The sequence below is a fragment of the Streptomyces sp. PH10-H1 genome (assembly GCF_030063355.1).
GTDB lineage: Bacteria > Actinomycetota > Actinomycetes > Streptomycetales > Streptomycetaceae > Actinacidiphila.
Genome location: NZ_JASISZ010000034.1, coordinates 20,005 through 36,623 on the forward strand (window position 1 = coordinate 20,005; position 16,619 = coordinate 36,623).

General features: G+C 69.8%; 17 protein-coding genes. 7 read left to right on the forward strand and 10 right to left on the reverse strand.

The features are described from left to right. Position 1 precedes the first annotated feature (1 nt). Positions 2 to 922 (forward strand): hypothetical protein, encoded by a 921-nt coding sequence (locus tag QMK24_RS20840; protein WP_283467988.1) that lies wholly within the window; start codon positions 2 to 4, stop codon positions 920 to 922. A gap of 301 nt (positions 923 to 1,223) precedes the next feature. Next, entirely contained in the window at positions 1,224 to 2,270 is a 1,047-nt protein-coding gene (locus QMK24_RS20845; protein ID WP_283467990.1) for a terpene synthase family protein, read from the forward strand. 46 nt (positions 2,271 to 2,316) lie between these two features. Here QMK24_RS20845 and QMK24_RS20850 read toward each other — a convergent pair whose 3' ends face one another. The 7 genes from QMK24_RS20850 to QMK24_RS20880 all read right to left on the reverse strand — a co-directional run bounded on the left by QMK24_RS20850 (position 2,317) and on the right by QMK24_RS20880 (position 10,005). Beyond that, the gene (locus QMK24_RS20850) at positions 2,317 to 3,759 is read right to left on the reverse strand and encodes a cytochrome P450 (protein WP_283467991.1); all 1,443 of its coding nucleotides are present in this window, start codon (positions 3,757 to 3,759) and stop codon (positions 2,317 to 2,319) included. Beyond that, on the reverse strand, positions 3,756 to 4,376 hold the full coding sequence (locus QMK24_RS20855) for a GTP-binding protein (protein ID WP_283467993.1): 621 nt from the start codon (positions 4,374 to 4,376) through the stop codon (positions 3,756 to 3,758). Before QMK24_RS20855 ends, QMK24_RS20850 begins: the two co-directional genes overlap by 4 nt. Beyond that, positions 4,357 to 4,716 (reverse strand): DUF742 domain-containing protein, encoded by a 360-nt coding sequence (locus tag QMK24_RS20860; protein ID WP_283467994.1) that lies wholly within the window; start codon positions 4,714 to 4,716, stop codon positions 4,357 to 4,359. The genes QMK24_RS20855 and QMK24_RS20860 overlap by 20 nt, the downstream gene beginning before the upstream one ends. Beyond that, entirely contained in the window at positions 4,713 to 5,120 is a 408-nt protein-coding gene (locus tag QMK24_RS20865) for a roadblock/LC7 domain-containing protein (protein ID WP_283467996.1), read from the reverse strand. Before QMK24_RS20865 ends, QMK24_RS20860 begins: the two co-directional genes overlap by 4 nt. A gap of 2 nt (positions 5,121 to 5,122) precedes the next feature. Then, positions 5,123 to 6,643 carry an ATP-binding protein gene (locus QMK24_RS20870; protein WP_283467999.1) on the reverse strand — a complete coding sequence of 507 codons (1,521 nt, stop codon included), beginning with the start codon at positions 6,641 to 6,643 and terminating at the stop codon, positions 5,123 to 5,125. Positions 6,644 to 7,498: 855 nt separating this feature from the next. Then, complete coding sequence (locus tag QMK24_RS20875) at positions 7,499 to 7,711, reverse strand: DUF5999 family protein (RefSeq protein WP_283468002.1); 213 nt, start codon at positions 7,709 to 7,711, stop codon at positions 7,499 to 7,501. 731 nt (positions 7,712 to 8,442) lie between these two features. Then, positions 8,443 to 10,005 carry an APC family permease gene (locus QMK24_RS20880; protein ID WP_283468004.1) on the reverse strand — a complete coding sequence of 521 codons (1,563 nt, stop codon included), beginning with the start codon at positions 10,003 to 10,005 and terminating at the stop codon, positions 8,443 to 8,445. Positions 10,006 to 10,198: 193 nt separating this feature from the next. Between QMK24_RS20880 and QMK24_RS20885 the strand changes: the two genes are divergently transcribed. Next, a complete protein-coding gene (locus QMK24_RS20885) occupies positions 10,199 to 10,840 on the forward strand; it encodes a TetR/AcrR family transcriptional regulator (protein WP_283468006.1) in 642 nt (213 codons plus the stop codon). Positions 10,841 to 11,342: 502 nt separating this feature from the next. Here QMK24_RS20885 and QMK24_RS20890 read toward each other — a convergent pair. Beyond that, entirely contained in the window at positions 11,343 to 11,843 is a 501-nt protein-coding gene (locus QMK24_RS20890) for a class I SAM-dependent methyltransferase (protein ID WP_349307909.1), read from the reverse strand. A 48-nt stretch (positions 11,844 to 11,891) separates the two neighbouring features. Here QMK24_RS20890 and QMK24_RS20895 point away from each other — a divergent pair, with 48 nt between their 5' ends. Then, on the forward strand, positions 11,892 to 12,443 hold the full coding sequence (locus tag QMK24_RS20895; protein WP_283468008.1) for a helix-turn-helix domain-containing protein: 552 nt from the start codon (positions 11,892 to 11,894) through the stop codon (positions 12,441 to 12,443). Between the two features lie 292 nt (positions 12,444 to 12,735). Next, positions 12,736 to 13,233 (forward strand): RICIN domain-containing protein, encoded by a 498-nt coding sequence (locus QMK24_RS20900; protein WP_283468010.1) that lies wholly within the window; start codon positions 12,736 to 12,738, stop codon positions 13,231 to 13,233. 227 nt (positions 13,234 to 13,460) lie between these two features. On the opposite strand, the gene QMK24_RS20905 is transcribed toward QMK24_RS20900, so the two are convergent. After that, positions 13,461 to 14,402: a tellurite resistance/C4-dicarboxylate transporter family protein gene (locus tag QMK24_RS20905; protein WP_283468012.1), complete on the reverse strand. Its 942-nt coding sequence runs from the start codon at positions 14,400 to 14,402 to the stop codon at positions 13,461 to 13,463. 221 nt (positions 14,403 to 14,623) lie between these two features. Here QMK24_RS20905 and QMK24_RS20910 point away from each other — a divergent pair, with 221 nt between their 5' ends. Both QMK24_RS20910 and QMK24_RS20915 read left to right on the forward strand, forming a co-directional pair. Further along, positions 14,624 to 14,746 carry a hypothetical protein gene (locus QMK24_RS20910; RefSeq protein ID WP_283468013.1) on the forward strand — a complete coding sequence of 41 codons (123 nt, stop codon included), beginning with the start codon at positions 14,624 to 14,626 and terminating at the stop codon, positions 14,744 to 14,746. A gap of 170 nt (positions 14,747 to 14,916) precedes the next feature. Continuing rightward, entirely contained in the window at positions 14,917 to 15,684 is a 768-nt protein-coding gene (locus tag QMK24_RS20915) for a GNAT family N-acetyltransferase (RefSeq protein WP_349307910.1), read from the forward strand. Positions 15,685 to 15,762: 78 nt separating this feature from the next. Here QMK24_RS20915 and QMK24_RS20920 read toward each other — a convergent pair whose 3' ends face one another. Continuing rightward, the gene (locus QMK24_RS20920; protein WP_283468062.1) at positions 15,763 to 16,521 is read right to left on the reverse strand and encodes a response regulator transcription factor; all 759 of its coding nucleotides are present in this window, start codon (positions 16,519 to 16,521) and stop codon (positions 15,763 to 15,765) included. Between the last annotated feature and the right edge of the window lie 98 nt (positions 16,522 to 16,619).

A 16,619-nucleotide genomic window follows, 5' to 3' on the forward strand; every position in this document is an offset into this window, starting at 1 on the left:
CATGGAATGGATCGCGCGGCCCCGCTACCGGCTCCCGCTGGAGGACGCCGAGTACGCCTGGCCCAGCCACCCGTCGATGACCGTCGAATGGTTCGGCACCGGTGATCCGGCGATCGCCCTGGCCCTGATGCCGCATGCCAACGAACCGCTGGGCTACGCCCTGCACCGGCCGCTGGAGAACCTCGCTCCCGGCTGTGGGCGGGTGGCCGTGGTCTGGCCGGTGGATCCGCCGCCCGCCGACCGGTACTTCCCGCTCCCCTGCGACTTCCGGGAATTCCTGCGGACGGGTTATCTCCAACCGCTCGAGGAGCAGACGGAATTCGCCCACAGCGCCGACCCGGCCACGCTCACCCAGTGCCATGCCGCCGACTTCCGCCGGCTGGTGCAGCTGGCCGCTCCGGCCGCGCTGATCCTGGTCCACAACGACGCGTTCTCCCGGATCCCCTACCTGTACGGCAACCGCCGGTGGCCCGAGGCCGAGCGGCTGCTCGCCTCGGCGCCGGCCGACGCGTTCCCCGACGTCCCGCTGGACGAGGTCGAGTGGACCCACCACCTCGGACCGCGCACCTACGCCTACTTCAAGGCGGCCGACATCGACGTCCACGGCAGCGAGGCGGCCGGCGTCTACGTCGCCGAAGCACTGCGCATCCCGGTCCTCACCGCGGAACTGCCGATGTTCGACTGGACCGGCATCGGCGACGGGCTGCGGATCGCGGTGCGCCGGCGGATGGAACGGTGGATCGAGGAGGGCTGCGGCGACACCGCCTCGATGGTCGCCGACAGCGATGCCCTGCTCGCCGGACGCCCCGTGCCGATGATCGCGCCCGAGGTCAACGCCCGCGCGCTGCACGCGATCCTGGAAGGCGTACGCGCCGAACTCGACGTTTGGCCGACGGCCTCCGAGCGGTCAACTCGCCTCTGATGGAACCTTCTTGATCCCATACCGGGACATCGGTGGTCACTCCACGGACTGCGGCGTTCCCGAGGCCCGCAGGCCTGGTTGATTCCGGTTCTTCGATGGCATATTCCAAAGGCGAACAAACGTAGCTCAGCTCATCCGAGTTGGGCAGTCCCGGCTGCCCGTGCACGGTGCTCCGCCCGTCCAACCGCCCCACGGACCGACAACCGCCCCAGAGGAGTCATGATCGACACATCCCAGCCGACTGTACGAAAACAAGTGCGCCCGCACTGAATCGGTCTCAGCCCCCACCCGAGGAGATCGCATGGCCACCAGCACCGCTCCCGAACTGCTGCCCTTCACCGTCGACTGCCCGCCGATCTGGTGCCCGATTCCGGTCCGTATGCATCCGGACGCGGAGGGCATCGATGATCATCTCCTCGACTGGGCCAAACGCTCCGATCTGATCCGCAGCCGGTCCGCAGCCGAGCGGTTCCACTCCGCGGGCTTCGGCGAGTTCGCGGCACGGGTGTATCCCCGTGCCACGCGGCTGCACCTGGTGGCCGAGTGGCAGGCCTTCAACTGGATCGTCGATGACCGGCTCGATGAGGGGTACCTGGAAGGATCCCACCAGGAGCGTGAACACATCGTCCACGATCTGGTCGCCCAGATGCCGCTGGACCTGCGCGCCCCGCGCGCGTCCGGCCCGCTGACCGCGGCGTTGTCGGACCTCTGGCAGCGCACCGCGAACCACCACTCCTGGGCGTGGCGGGAGCGATTCGCCGCTCACTACCTGGACTTCCTGGCGTTCACGCTGCTGCCGCACTCGCGCCCGGAGGGGCCGGCCGTGCCTCCCTCCGATGTGCCGACCTTCGTGCGGCGACGCCGGTTGAATTCCGGGTGCGAAATGAGTTTCGACCTCATCGAGACCGCGAACGCTCAAGAGGTCCCTGCGGCTGTGGCGCGCAGCGACGCCTACCGGGCCGTCCGGCTTGCCGCCAACGACGTCATCTCCTGGACCAACGACATGTTCTCCATACGCAAGGAGACCGCCCGCGGGGACCAGGACCACCTCGCGGCCGTTCTCCGGCACAGCACCGGCAGTACCTGGCAGGAAGCCCTCACGCGGGCGGCGGTCATGGTCGAGGCGCTCACCCGGGACTTCCTCGAGGCCAGCGAGGACCTGCGCGCCAGCCGCGCCGTCTACGGTCTCGGCCACGCAGCCTGGATTCCGGTCGATGAATCGCTGACCGACCTCGGCGAATGGATCGCCGGGAGCTTGAGCTGGCACCAGTGGTCCCCACGCTACAAGGACGTGGAGACCACCGAAGCAGGCGCCGTTCCCACCTACATAGAGCGGCACTTGGTGTGACGGCAGGGGTCCGCGTGCCCGTCGGCCCGCCCGTTCCGGCGACCGGTCACCGGCCCCGCAGCCAGCGGGCCGGCGCCCTCCACCACGGTGTGCGCAGCCGAGGCGCGTGCTGCGGCGGCGGGGGGATCGACGGTGCGGCGGGTGGCATCTCCGCACGCGTCGCAGCCTGGGCCGGTACCGGTGCGGGCTGCGCGAGCGACTCCGCGTGCGCGGGCTTGCGCGGGGTGAAGGTTACCGGCAGCGCGGCCAGATTGCGGGACAGCAGGGTGGGGGTCCAGCTCAACTCGTCCTCGTCAACGGCCAGCGTGAGGTCGGGCAACCGGGTGAGCAGGGCATCGATTCCCGTGTCGGCGATCGCGCGCCCGAGGTCCTGGCCGGGGCACTCGTGCGGGCCGCGGCTGAACGCGAGGTGGGAACGGTTGCCGTACATGGGCACCGAGAGGTCGGGGCGGACGGCCGGGTCGACGTTGCCGCCGGCCAGGCAGAGCACCAGCATGTCCCCGCCCCTGATGTGCTGCCCGCCCAGCTCCGTGTCGCCGGTGGCCCATCGGCCGTACACGGTCGTGAACGGCGGCGCGTCCCACAGTGACTGTTCCAGGGCATCGGGAATGGTCATCTGGAGGCCGGCCAGGGATGCCCGGAATCGGCGGTCGGTGAGCACCATGCGCAGGGTGTTCACGATCAGGTTGGCGGTGGTCGAGTAGCCCGCGATGAGGACGAGGCGCAGGTGTTCCAGCGCCTCGTCGTCGGTCAGGGCGGCGGAGTTGCCGATGAGCCACGAGGCGAAGTCGTTGCCCGGTTCGGCACGTTTGCGGGCGACGAGCTCCCGCAACGTCTTCACCAGGTAGTCGTTGCTCGCGATGGCGGTCTCCGAGCCCTTCATCATGTCCTGCGCGGCTTCGACCAGACGCGGCCCGTAGTCGTCGGACATGCCGAGAACCTGCGTCATGACGAGCATCGGCAGGTGGCCCGCGAACTGCGTCACCAGATCGGCGTGGCCGTCGGAGCAGAAGGTGTCGACCAGTTGGTTGGCGAAGCGGTTGACGTAGCGGCGGATCCCGCGGCCGTCGAAGCGCTCCATGCTCTGGGTGACCGCCGCCCGGAGGCGTTGGTGCTCCGCGCCGTCGACGAAGGAGCACATGGGCTGCCAGGCGACGATCGGAAGCAGCGGAGAGTCGAGGGGAACGCGGCCCTGCTGCAGCTCCAGCCAGCGCCGGGAGTCACGGGAGAACCGCGAGGGCGTGCGGGCGACCTCCTCGTTCTCGCGGTGGCCCAGCACGAGCCAGGCGGGGACGTCGCCGTGCAGCAGGACGGGCGCCACGGAGCCGTGTTCCTTGCGCAGCTGCTCGTACAGGGCCATCGGGTCGGCATCGGCCTCGGGTCCGTACAGCCGCCGCCGGCCGTCGGCTCCCAGGGCGTGCGCCGGGCAGCCCGGGGGCGGGACAAGGGGGGAATCGGCATGGGTGTCGTCGGTGGGGGGAGTGCTCACTGGGGCTCCGGGTTCGCGGTGAGGGAGTGCAGGTAGCGCATGAGCGTCATCAGGACGTCCCGGCTGGACGCCCGCAGGCGGGCGTCGCAGTTGATGATCGGGACGTCGGCGGGCAGGTCCAGGGCGGCCCGCAGCTCCTCCGTGGGGTAGGAGGGGGCCTCGGGGAAGGTGTTTATGGCGACGACGAAGGGGACGCCGCGGTCCTCCAGTCGTCCGATCACGTCGAAGCTGACTTCCAGCCGACGGGTGTCGACCAGCACCACGGCGCCGAGTGCCCCGTCGAACAGGCCGTTCCACAGGAACCAGAAACGTTGCTGGCCCGGCGTTCCGAACAGATACAGCACCAGGTGCTCATTGAGGGTGATCCGGCCGAAGTCCATGGCCACGGTGGTGGCGGCCTTGTGCTCGACACCGTGGATGTCGTCGACCCCGACGCCGGCCTGCGTCATCGTCTCCTCGGTCGACAGCGGCCGGATCTCACTCACCGATCCGACCAGGGTCGTCTTGCCGACCCCGAAGCCGCCCACGATCACGACCTTCACCGCCGCGGCGGCCGTCGCGGGCAGTATGTCCTCGGTCCGCGGCCCGATGACGGTGTCAGAGCTTCTGAAGTCCACGCATTACCGCCTCCAAGAGTGCAACATCGGGAAGAAGGGCGGGTGGAACCGGCTTTCGTGCCTCCACCCGCTTGTCGGCCAGCAGATCGGCGAGCAGTACGGTGACGACGCTGACGGGCAGCTCCAGATAGGCGGAGATCTCGGCCACCGAGAGCGGGGACCGGCACATGCGCACAATGGCGACGTGTTCGGGCTGCATCGTCGGCTGCGGTGGTGACCGGGACACGATCAGTGTGACCAGGTCGAGGACGACGTGATCAGTGGATCCACTGCGTCCCCCGGTGATGACATAGAGCCGCTCGGGGCTGGCTTCATCCCAATCTTGGTCTGATTCGCTCATGCGGGCTGCTCGTCGTTGCGCGGCGGACTGTTCAGATGTTCGCCGATCCGGGCCACCAGGTCGCGCATGCGCAGTCCCATCAGGCCGGCGTCGACGCCCTCGTCGGCGAGCACGGCCAGATATGCCCGCTCCCCGGCGGCCATGAGGTAGAAGAAGCCGCCGGTGATCTCGATGACGACCATCCGCATCCGCCCGTCGCTGTGCGGGACTTCCGCGGCGACCGCCGCTGCCAGGCTCTGCAGGCCGGCGCATGCCGCCGCCAGCCGCTCAGCGGTGTCCCTTTCGGTGCCGTGCTGAGCCATGAGCAAGCCGTCGGATGACAGAACCACCACGTGGCGGGTCTGCGGAACGCCTTCCGCGAGATCCTTGAGCAACCAGTCGAAGTTAGCCCGCTGCTGAATCACGGCTATTCATCCCTATCCGACGACGTGTCACTGGTTTGGCTTTCGGGGCCCGTGGTCGACGTCTCGCCGGACACGCCCCGTTGAAAATCGGCCAACCACAAACCGGGCGGCGTGGGCTGATCGGAAGGCGGCGGGGACTCGGCTGCGGCACGCCCCGCGGACGCCTGCGCCTCGGTGGTGACGGCGCGGCGACTGCGGCGCTGCGGCAGGCCGTTGGGCGTCCGCTCGTACTCCGGTGACGTCCCGTTCGCCTGCACCGGGCCGGTGACCGGTGGGCGGGCGGCGGGCAGTGCGGGTCTGCGTGCCGAGCCCGAAGAGACGGCGGCGGCGTGCCGGCCTCCTGCCAGGGCTCCAACTCCGTGATCCGGTCCGGTCAACGGTCCGGCCAGCGATCCGGCCAGCGGGGTTGTCGTCGTGAGGTCGGTGGGCACGATCACCACCGCGCGGACGCCGCCGTACGCGGAGGGACGCAGCGAGACCTGCAGGTTGTACTCCTGAGCCAGCCGTCCCACCACCGCCAGGCCGAGCCGCGGGGTTTCACCCAGGTCCTTCAAGTCGATCCCGGACTGCGCCTCCCGGAGCATCCGCTCGGCCCGCTCGCGGGCCTCTTCGCTCAGGCTCACCCCGCCGTCCTCGATCTCGATCGCGATGCCGGCCTGGACCTCCGAGGCGGTCAGGATCACCCGCGTGTTCGGCGGCGAGTACCGGGTCGCGTTGTCGAGAAGCTCGGCCAGCGCGTGGATCACCGGCTCCACCGCACGCCCGACGACGGCGACCTGCGTCACCGCCTGCAGATCCACCCGCTGGTAGTCCAGGATCCGCGACATGGCCCCGCGCAGCACGTTGTACAGCGGCACGGCCTTGCTCCACTGCCGGCCCGAGCGGGCTCCGCCGAGGACGGCGATGCCGTCGGCGAGACGCCCGACCAGCGCGGTGCCGTGGTCCAGGCGCATCAGGTCGCCGAGGACGTCGGGGTCCTGTCCGTGCCGTTCCTGCATCTCCCGGGTGGCATGCGCCTGCTGGTGCACGATGGCCTGCACGCGGCGGGCGATATTGACGAACGCTCGTTGCGCGGCCTCGCGCAGACCCTCTTCGGTGTCCACGGCTTCCAGCACCCAGCGCATCACCGCTAGATGCTCGGGCCGGACAGGCCCCGCGCGGTCCAGCGCCTCGTCGACCGTCTCGCCTTTCTGAAGCCGGGCCACCGCCTCCGGCAGCAGTTCCTCAGCCAGCCGCAGCGTCTGGATCTCGTGTTCGTGCAGGAGGCGTCTGAGGCCTTCCATGCCCGTGGCGTGCTCGATGCGCAGCGCGGCGATGACCCGGCCCCGGCGCACCGCCACAGCCGCTAAGACGGCCACCGCCAGCGTCGCCGTCACACCGCACCAGCCGACGGCCACCCGCGCCTCAGCCGGGACGACGGACACGGCGACGACCGCGATCACCGCAGTGACCGCCGGGGGAAGGAGCAATGCGAGGGCAGAGGACAGCCGTTGTTCACCGGGTGGCGATTCATCACGAACCATCTGCAACCTCAAGTTATCGAAGGTGGGGGGGATGGCCCGGCGGTTGCACCTCAGACCAGTCACTGCCGAATGCCGCACATGTCCGATCCGCCCTATGCGTTATGGCCAGCGCCGCGACGGCAGGCAGCGACAACGGAGTGTATTCTCGTCAACTCGCTGCGCCACCAAGGAGCATAGCCGCTACTGGTATGCCCCAGGCACACTTCGCCCAACTGGCAAGACGCGAACTACGCTGTAATTTAAGGGCTTTGATGCGACACCAGAATCGAATCCATGCACGTCGCCAATGGTCTCGCGCAGGGTCACGATGGGGATGCGCCGGGGTGACCGGCGAGGTATCGGACCACGCGGTTCGTCCGGTTGGGAGTGCGATCGCCGGGCCCGCCCACCGGCTTGTCGGACCTACCGGAGGCCGGCGCCGGAGCCGGCGAGCGCACGGTGGCGCGCCGGGGCGCGAGATGTCATACGTCGCGCCGTTGGCGCCGGGCGAGTAGTTCCGAACGCCCCCCGGAGGGCGGCGGGGGACCGTCGCGGCTCGATGTCCAAGGGCACCTGGCTCACCCTCTCCGGGTTTACGCCTGGCGGGAATGCGATCCTATGTGGTCACGAACACCACGTGCACCCGCAGATGGGAGATGACGGGACGGCACCGCCGTATGTCGGCGGTGAGTTCCCAGCATGGTGACATCAACCCAGCTCGTTATGCACAGCATTGTCGGCGCGCTGTTCCCCGCGTTCGGCCCGGCGTCGGCGGCACCAGTTGCTCGTCAAGGATGCAGTTCGGTCTGCCCCGCTCCCGGGCACACCCGAGTCCGCCGGTCCCGGCCGCGCCCTCAGGGCCCGCGGCGCGGGGCGTCAGGCTGCGGCTGCGGCTGCGACGATGTCTGCGCCGGTCGGCCGGTGAGGGGCGATGATCCGCCCGTCGGGCAGTAGTTCACCGGTGTCCTCGAAGAGCAGGACGCCGTTGCACAGCAGACTCCAGCCCTGTTCCGGGTGGTGGGCCACGATGAGTGCGGCTTCCCGGTCCGGGTGGGAGGCGGTCGGGCACTGCGGCTGGTGAGAGCACATGAGGTTCCGTCCTATCGATCGACCAGCGGTTGAGGTGGGTGGGGGCGGACCCAGGGGGTGGGAATGTCGGGGAACATTCCCGGTCTGCCCCCGGTATCCGCCGTCCGGTCCTTCTTCCCGGTACGGGCGGCGAAGCTTGCGCCTTGCGGGGCGGTGGCTCACAGCCCGACATCGAATTTCTCAAGCGTGCCCATACTGGCGCCGACGTCATGAGCGAGGGTGGCGGCGTGGTGGGGCAGGCCGGTCAGGGTGGCCCGCAGCAGAGACACGGCGGCCTGACGGTCAGCGGCGGCGCGGCTCCGCGCCCGCACGCATCGGCGTAGCGGCTGCCCGCCGGCGGGCCGGACAGGTCCTGGCCACGCCCTGGACACCGGGCCGGTCACCATGAGCCGCTGGCGCCGCTCGAGCCGTGACCGTACGCCGCTGCGGTGCAGGCCCGGCGCGGGGCACGGCGCCCGGAAGCCGGTGGCGTCCAGGCGATCTGGCAGGTGCGCCACCGGCTTCGGCGTGGTCTCAGGCGATACTGCGGGACGGCGAAGTCGTTGATCGCCGCCTGCGCGGCTTCCGCTGCCTGCCGCGCCGCGACGCCCTTCTCCTTCGCAGACGCCGCTCCGGCCACAACTGCGGCGCCCGCGGCCTTGGCGGCCTCTCCCGCCTCGACAGCGACCAGGCAGATCACGGGCGCCAGGCCGGGCAAACAGCCTGCGCCGCGTCTCCCCCGCGGCACCCCGTCACATGGACAGAGTGTTCTCCATCGGAGCGGGTGAGCGGTCCTCGCGGATCCTGTCCTGTGGGCGCTTGACGATCAGATAGAGCACCCCTGCGCCCAGCACCACGGCCGTGCCCAGAAGCGCGGCCCACACCTGGTACCAGGGCGCGCCCGGCGGGGCGAGGATGACCCGCGGCCAGCAGACGTTGGCCACCTCGAAGCCGGTCCACAGCACCGCCAGGACGTTGAGCACGGTGCCCCGGCGACCCTGCTGGATATGACCGGAGGGCACCCAGGTGCCGCGCAGCCGGGCCACCAGCGCGGCCAGCGACACCAGGAAGAACGGCACGTAGGTGGCGGCGGTGCCGAACGCGATCAGGCTGCCGATGGCGGTGGCGTTGAGCCCGAGCAGCAGCGCGGCGCTGCTGACCAGGGTGGAGGCGACCAGGCCGCCGATGGGCGCCTGGCGCTTATTGACCTTCCTGACCTGGCGCGAGAACGGGAAGACGTCGTCCCGGGCCAGCGAGTAGACACCGCGGGCGGCCCCGCCTTGGGAGGCCATCGCGCAGGCCAGGAAGCCGACGAGTACGACCGCGACGAACGGCTTGTCCGACCAGGAGCCGAAGGCGGAGGTGACCGCGGTGGTCACCGGGTCCAGGTCTTCGCCGGCCACCACCCGCGCCGGGTCGGGGTGCGCCAGGGCCACCGAGAGCGCGTTGAGGATGACGACCGCGCCGACACTGAGCAGCGCCCACCACATGGCGCGCGGCACCTGCCGGCCCGCGTCCTTGGTCTCCTCGGCGGTCGACACACAGGCGTCGAAACCGATGAACGCCCAGCCTGCGACGGCGATCACCGCGAGGAACGCCATCCCGGTGGATCCCCCGGACAGCTGCTCGGCGCCCAGTGTCTTGGTGAACAGCGAGAAGTCGTGCTCCCGGTAGAACAGCAGCAGCGAGAACCCGACGAGCACCGACGCGACCGCCTCGGCGGCGATCCCCATCGAGACGAAGCGGCGCAGGATGTTGATGCCGTACGCGTTGACCAGCGTGCAGAGCAGCAGGATGCCGACGGCCACCGCGATCATGCCGCCGGGTGACGGCGTGACCCCGACGAGCGCGAACACCCAGGGCGCGGCCAGATAGGCCACGGTCGTATTGCCGAACATCACCGCGAACTGCCACACCCAGCCGCTCAGCCAGCCGAAGGACGGCCCCAGAAGGCGCCGCCCCCACTGGTACGGCCCGCCTGCCAGTGGCCACTGCGAGGCCAGTTCGGAGTAGACGTTCACCACCAGGCACTGCCCGAGCAGCACGATCGGCAGCGCCCACACCCATGCGGGCCCGGCGATCATCGTGCCGACCTCGGACACCGCGTACAGGGCGACCACGGGAGAGACCACCGCGAAGCCCATGGAGATGTTCCCCATGACGCCGAGACTGCGCCGGAGCTCCTGCTGGTAGCCCAGGGCGCGCAAGCGGTCGGCGTCGGAGTCGGATCCGGTGCGGGGCTCAGTTCCGGTGGAGGGCTCAGTTCCGCCGGGAGGCTCAGTTCCGGTTCTGACTCCGGAGGAGGGTTCAGTCATGGGACACCTCGTCGAAGAGGGGAGCGTACGGGCTGCGCCGATGCACTCCGACCTAAAACTAACTTTGTTAGTTTGCGGACCTTAGCCTTCCCCCGGCCCGTTGTGAACCCTCTGCGCCCCGATAGCCTGACGACGCTGCCGGGAGGGCCTCCTCCGGGCGGCTCCGCCAGCAACGAAGGAGAAGGTCAGCGTCGTGGGCCGACCGCATCTCGCCGTCCTGAACCGCGCGATCATCGCGCGCGCCGCCCTCGACCTCCTCGACGAGGAGGGCCCCCAGGCGCTGACGATGCGGGCCCTCGCGACACGTTTGGGCGTGCGCGGCGCATCGCTCTACAACCACATCGGATCCAAGGACGACGTACTCGACGCGGCCTCACAGCTGATCAACGAGGAAATCGACCTGAGCCCACTGCAGGCGCCGGACTGGCGCGACGGCATCGCCGAGTACGCCCGCGGCTACCGGCGGGTCTATCTGCGGCACACCAACATGATCGCGCTGGTCGCCCGGCGGCGAGTCGAGGCCGACCGGGCCCTGCGCGGATACGACACCCTCATGGCCACCCTGACCCGGGCCGGCTGCGCACCGGCCATCGCGGCCGAGGTCGCGGCCGCCATCGACTACCTCGTCCTCGGCTCCGCGCTGGAGACCTTCACCGCCGGCTTCACCCGCCCCCCGCAGGACTACCGCCCCGAATACCCGGCACTCGCCGACTCCCTCGGGCAGGCCGCCGCGCTGGACGACGACCCGGCCGCACTCGACGAACGCGGCTTCGAGCTCGGCCTCGGCCTGATCCTCGACGGCATGGCGGGGCGGCTGACCGCACAACGGCCGTAAGGCCCTGGCGCCGGATGAGGGCAGATCCAATGAGCCGGACACCCTTTCTCCGGCTGCTCCGCATCCACAATCATTCACGCGCAATGTGTCGCGAGGGAGCACGGCTTCCCACCGCAATGGTGAGCGCGACGACGATCAGCATCGCCGCGACGGCGAACGTGATCCGCATACCGGTGGCAACGGCCTAGCCGACCGACGCTGACGATCAGGGTGGTGATGGCGAGGAGATGGGCGAGGACGATCCACTGGACTCCCTGGAAAGAGGCGGTGAACGCCTGTGCCAACGTCGGCAGGGCAACATTGGCGGTGCTGGTGCCGAGCGAGGACAGCAGCATGGAAAGCGAAAGGCCGGCGAGCGTCCACCGAACCGAAGGCGTCCGTTCCGCACTTCCGGCTACCGCCTCATCTCGTCCCGCATTGACTGGCCTCAACATGAACTCCGTTCTCTGGCGGCTCTTCAAGCGCGGTCGTCAGGTCACCGCTGACCCCATGTCCGGCACGGTCACCGAGCCGAGCGCACGCCCGTGAAGACCGTGGTGGCGGAGAGAAGGAAGGCGTCGGGCCGCCGCAGGATGCCCTCCGGTGCCGCGGGATCGAGCAGCACGTCGAGTGTTGTGCGGTCCTCCACGTCAAGGGAGTCGCTCATCGTTGCCCGCAGCCGGGTCAGTTGGGCATGCAGGAAAGCGCGGGCCGTCTCGCCCAGCGGTGCCGGCAGGTCGAGGAGGGAGGTGATACTGCCGACGCGGGTGAGCCCGGCGCGGCTGAGCATCGCGGGCCAGTCCTCGACCACGGTGGTGCTGCCGGGCACTTCGGCTCGCATGATCTCGAACCAGTGCTCCTGGGCGGCGTCGAGCCGGGCCTGGAGACCCGGCCTGCCGATGCCGATGTCGCGCGGCAGGAAGCGCATCGGCAGGCCGCCCTCCGCTACGGCGAGCAGCCCGCCGGGCCTCAGCACACCGGCGAGCGCGTTCAGCGCGCCCTGCTGATCGCCGAGGTGGTGCACGGCCCTGCTGCTCCAGACCAGATCCGCCGTGCCGAGTCCGCCCTCCCCGTGCTCGTCACCGCCGTCCAGGCCCTCGGGCAGCTCCGCGTGCCGGACACCCTGGCCGCGCTCTCCGAGGCGACCGGCATCTCCAAGAGCACCCTCTCCCGGCTGGAGTCCGGACAGCGCCGCCCCAGCCTGGAACTGCTGCTGCCGCTCGCCGGCGCCTACCACGTGCCCCTGGACGACCTGATCGGCGCCCCCGAAGTGGGAGATCCCCGGGTACGGCTGACACCCCGCACCCTGCCGAGCGGCGGTACGTTCGTACCCCTGTCCCGGAGCCCGGGCCCCCTCCAGGCGTACAAGATGATCATCTCCGACCGGGGTGCCGAGCCGGATCTCCGTACGCACGAGGGCTACGAATGGCTGTACGTGCTGGACGGCCGGCTGCGGCTCGTGCTCGGCGAGCACGATCTGGTCCTCGGCCCCGGCGAAGTCGCCGAGTTCGACACCCGGCTGCCCCACTGGTTCAGCAGCGCGGACGGGCGGCCTGTCGAGATCCTCAGCCTCTTCGGGAGGCAGGGGGAGCGCATGCACGTGCGCGCGAAGCCCCGGGCATGACGGCGACACCTCGGGGTCCGTCTTTTAGCTCGCGCGCAACCACTCGTCGAGAGCGGCGAAGTCCGCGTCGGTGAGGCCGTCGCTTTTCAACCGGAATGCGGAGGGACGGTTCTGCCACGGTGGATCAGCAGTGGAGTGGCCTGAATCCACCGTAGACGGAGGACATACGGTCGGGCACCGTGGGTGATCGCATATCCGGAACCGATGTTCGCTCACCGGCACCCGGGTAGGCATCTTCATCCATTCAGCAACAGGAACCGGGGTCCTTCGTGAGACACGTGACCAACAGGCTTTGGCCGCTCTGTCGTCCGCCGCGCTCTTGTCGCTCGGAGCTGCCACCTCCGCGCATGCGGACGGCCCCGACAACGGCTACTACAACAAGATGACCAACCTGAATTCGGGTATGTGCGCTGCGGTGGGCAACAATTCCACCTCGCCCGGCGCCGGGTTGATCCAGTTCCCTTGCGACAACAAGTACAACAAGCAGTTCGCGGCCGGCTGGGCGGGCAGCAACGCCTACTTCCTGCGCATCCGCTCGGACAATCAGTGTGTCACTGTCCAGAGCTGGGCCGAGCACGCCCTGGTCGTCCAGTCGTACTGTGCGAACAGCGACGCGCAGGTGTGGGTGGCTGAGTCGCTGGGCAACGACAGCTACCGGCTCAGGAACCGTGCCAGCGGCCTGTGCCTGACGGCGGCCTGGGGCATGACGAACAGTGGCCAGCCCCTCGACCAGTCCACGTGCGGTGGATTCAACGGTCAGGCTTGGCGCTTCTCCGCGATGCACAACTGATCGCGTGATTCCGGACTTCCGGGCAGTGGGCTGACGCCTTCGCCCGCTGCCATCGAGCCTCGCGCCCTCGCTCAATCCCCGCCGGGAGACGACATCCTGCGGGATGAGAAACCGAAAGGCCCCCGCCCGGCACATGCGCGAGCCCAGCGCGATGTATTCGCGCGCGGCACTCACGTGCCGGTCGGGGGCACCTGACGCCAATCCCCGTCCCGAGCAGGGATGGAGAACTACGGGCGGAGATCGTCGCTGCGCGCGGCGCCCAACCCGACGGCGGTCAGGACCCAGGCGGCCACCGCGATCCACAGCAGGACCTGGCCCACGGTGTGCGGCCAGTCGATGCCGGTCGCGTCGGCTGTGGACAGACAGGCGGCGGCGGTCATGCCGAGAGGGAACACCGTCGCCCAGCGCCGGATGTCGTAGTGCGGGCGCGGCCAGCGCGCCTCGGCGACCGCCAGGACCGCATACCAACCCAGGGCGAGAGCGAGCAGTCCGAGCGTGGCGGTGCGCAGCGCGGTGTGCGCGGCGCCGGCCCACACCGGGGATGCGGTGAGTTTGGATCCGGCCAGAGCGGAGATGGCCAGCGCGCCGCCCGCCACCCACTGATCACCCGCCCCGGTCGCCACCTGCCGGAAGTCGAAGCGCAGGAGAGCATCCAGATACAGCAGCAGTCCGAGGAAGAAGCAGACCAGCGCCGCCCAGTCCAGCCAGTCACGCCGGCCGCCCGCTGCGAGGACAGCGGCCAGGACGGACAGGCCCTGGGTGGCCACGCACACCAGGAACGCCGCCCCCGGCATCCGCCGCTGCCAGTGACGCACGACCGTGAACATCAACCCGGGCCAGCACACCGTGGCCAGCACCAGCAGGATGGCGGCGACGGTCTGCCAGCCGAACAGGGACAGCCGGACGCCGAGAACCGTGGTGGCGGCGACGGCGGTCAAAGCCGGCGGAGTGTCGGCCTCGGCTTCGAAACGGGCGCGGTCGCCGAGGAGGCGCGCGGCGAAGTCGCCTGCGAGCAGCAGCCACAGCAGCCCGGTGAGGGCCAGTGCGGCCAGCGACAGGCTGTCGTGACCCGTCTGATGCAGGCCGATGGAAATGATGCCGGTGGCATTGACGGCGGCGCCGGCCGCCGGCGGAAGGTCGGCCCACCAGTGGCCGGGCGGAGGGTTCACCCTTCCAGCGGAAGCTGTCGGTCTGTCAACCGCAAACGCAGTGGGCCAATGGGGCCACGTCCGGCCCCGCCTGCAGGAGCCGGGGCTCATGGGCTGGAGTTCCGTCCCTGCTCTGGACCGTTGAGGTGTTGTCCCGGTACGAGTGAGGGCCTGGCGCATTGCCGGGTTCCCGGGGCAGGACTTTGTGGACCTGACGGCTTCCACACCCCGAGGAGTTCCTCATGCCTGTCGATCCGACCGACCCGGAGACGTTCGAGAACGACGACGTCACCGAGTTTGCAGCGGAGACCCCCGAGGCGGATGCCTCTCGCGTCGTAACGCTGGACAAGGACGACTACCGATAGATCGCCGCACTCCCGCGCGCCCTCCCCCGCACCACGCCGGGCTACTACGGGCTAGGGCAGAACGGTCTTCCCAGCACCGTTTTCGATCCGCCAGGCCATGGCCGAGACCGTCACACATGCCCAATGTAAGGTCTGCAAGTGGCTATGGTCTATTACGCGAGGTGGTCGTGATGGTGGCAGAACTCGCACGGGCATGGGTGGCCGGCTGGGTGCTCTCACGGGAGACCGCGCCGCCGGTCGAGGAGCCGTGGGGCCTTCGGGTCGATGTCGGGCTGCCGAACCATGTGGCCCGCCATGTGCTGCCCGACGCCGACGAGACGACCGTGCGCAAGGTCGCCGAGACGGTCACCACTCCTGGCACCTGGATCAAGGCGTTCGTCCCACCGGAGTCCATGGCCTCTTGGCTCACCCCCGACTGGACATCCGGCGACGCCGGCTTCCTGATGGCCACCGACATTCGCCCCTCGCCCACCCCCACCCCCGAGGGCTACGAGCTCACCACCGAGACCAGAGGCGCGGTCATCCGCGCGAGTGTGCTCGCCGCTGACGGTTCCATCGCCGCCCGCGGCCAGATCGCCCCCATCGGCGAGACCGCTGTCATCGACCAGGTCACGACCGATCTCGCCCACCAACGCCGGGGCCTGGGCAGCTTCGTCATGCGCACCCTTGCGAACGTCGCGACCGAGAAGGGCGCCACCACCGGCGTGCTCGGCGCGACCGTCGAGGGCCGGGCGCTGTACGAGTCGCTGGGCTGGAGCGTGCACGCGCCGCTCGCCGGTTTCGTCTACAAGGCCGTGGCCGTCTGCCCGTTCCGGACCGGACAACAGCCTCGTTTTCGGCAATTGAGATCGTCGGGAACTCGCGAAACAGACGCCGTCGGCGCCGCTCCGCGAGGAATTGCCCGTGAGTTCGAACCAGGCGGCATTGCCCGGCCGTGACCCGTGGTGGCGGTCGCCGCCGCGCCCGCGGCGCCTCGATATCACCGGCCTCCTGGAAAATCCGGGCGTTTCCGCCAATCAGACGGGTCCCTCGGGAGGTTCGGCAGGATCGGGAGATTCGAGCCGGTAGCCGTGGCCGCGCAGGGTGGTGATCTCCGGGGGGCGGACGGGGTCCGGTGATGCGGCGGCGGCCTGCTGCAGTCGGCGTCGCAGGGAGGCCATGGTGACGTCGAGGGTCTTGGTGGGGCCGAACCAGTTCTCGTCCCAGACCTGTGCCATGAGGTCTTCGCGTGGCACCGCGGTGCCCTGGTTGCGGCCCAGCACGGCCATGAGTTCGAACTCCTTCGCGCGCAGATCGATTTCCGTTCCGCCGAGCCGGCATCGCCGGGCGGCGATGTCGAGGGTGAGGGCGCCGATCACGACGGTGGCCGGGTCTTCGGGTGCGGAGGCGGGGCGGCGGCGCAGATGGGCGCGCAGCCGGGCGAGCAGGACGGTGAGGCTGAAGGGTTTGACGAGGTAGTCGTCGGCGCCCGCGTCGAGGCCCGCGATGACGTCGATCTCGTCGGAGCGGGCGGTGAGGATGACGATGAGCAGGTCGGGGTGGTCCGCGCGGAGGCTGCGGGCGACGTCGATACCGTCCACGTCGGGCAGGCCGAGGTCGAGCAGGACGACGTCCGGGCGGGCGTCGTGGGCCGCGGTCAGGCCGGAGGCTCCGGTGCGGCACCACGTCACGGTGTATCCGTTGCCGCGCAGGCCGGTGTGCAGATGGCGTCCGATGGTCTCGTCGTCCTCGATCACCAGGGCGACGGGCCGGTCGGGCGCGGTGGCCGGAGACATGGGCATGGTCCGAAGCCTAGGCGGCGCGCGCGGGTAGGGGCGGTGCAGACATCCCGGTACGGATAAGAGCGGGGCAGACACCCGCGGGCGCGTGGCGC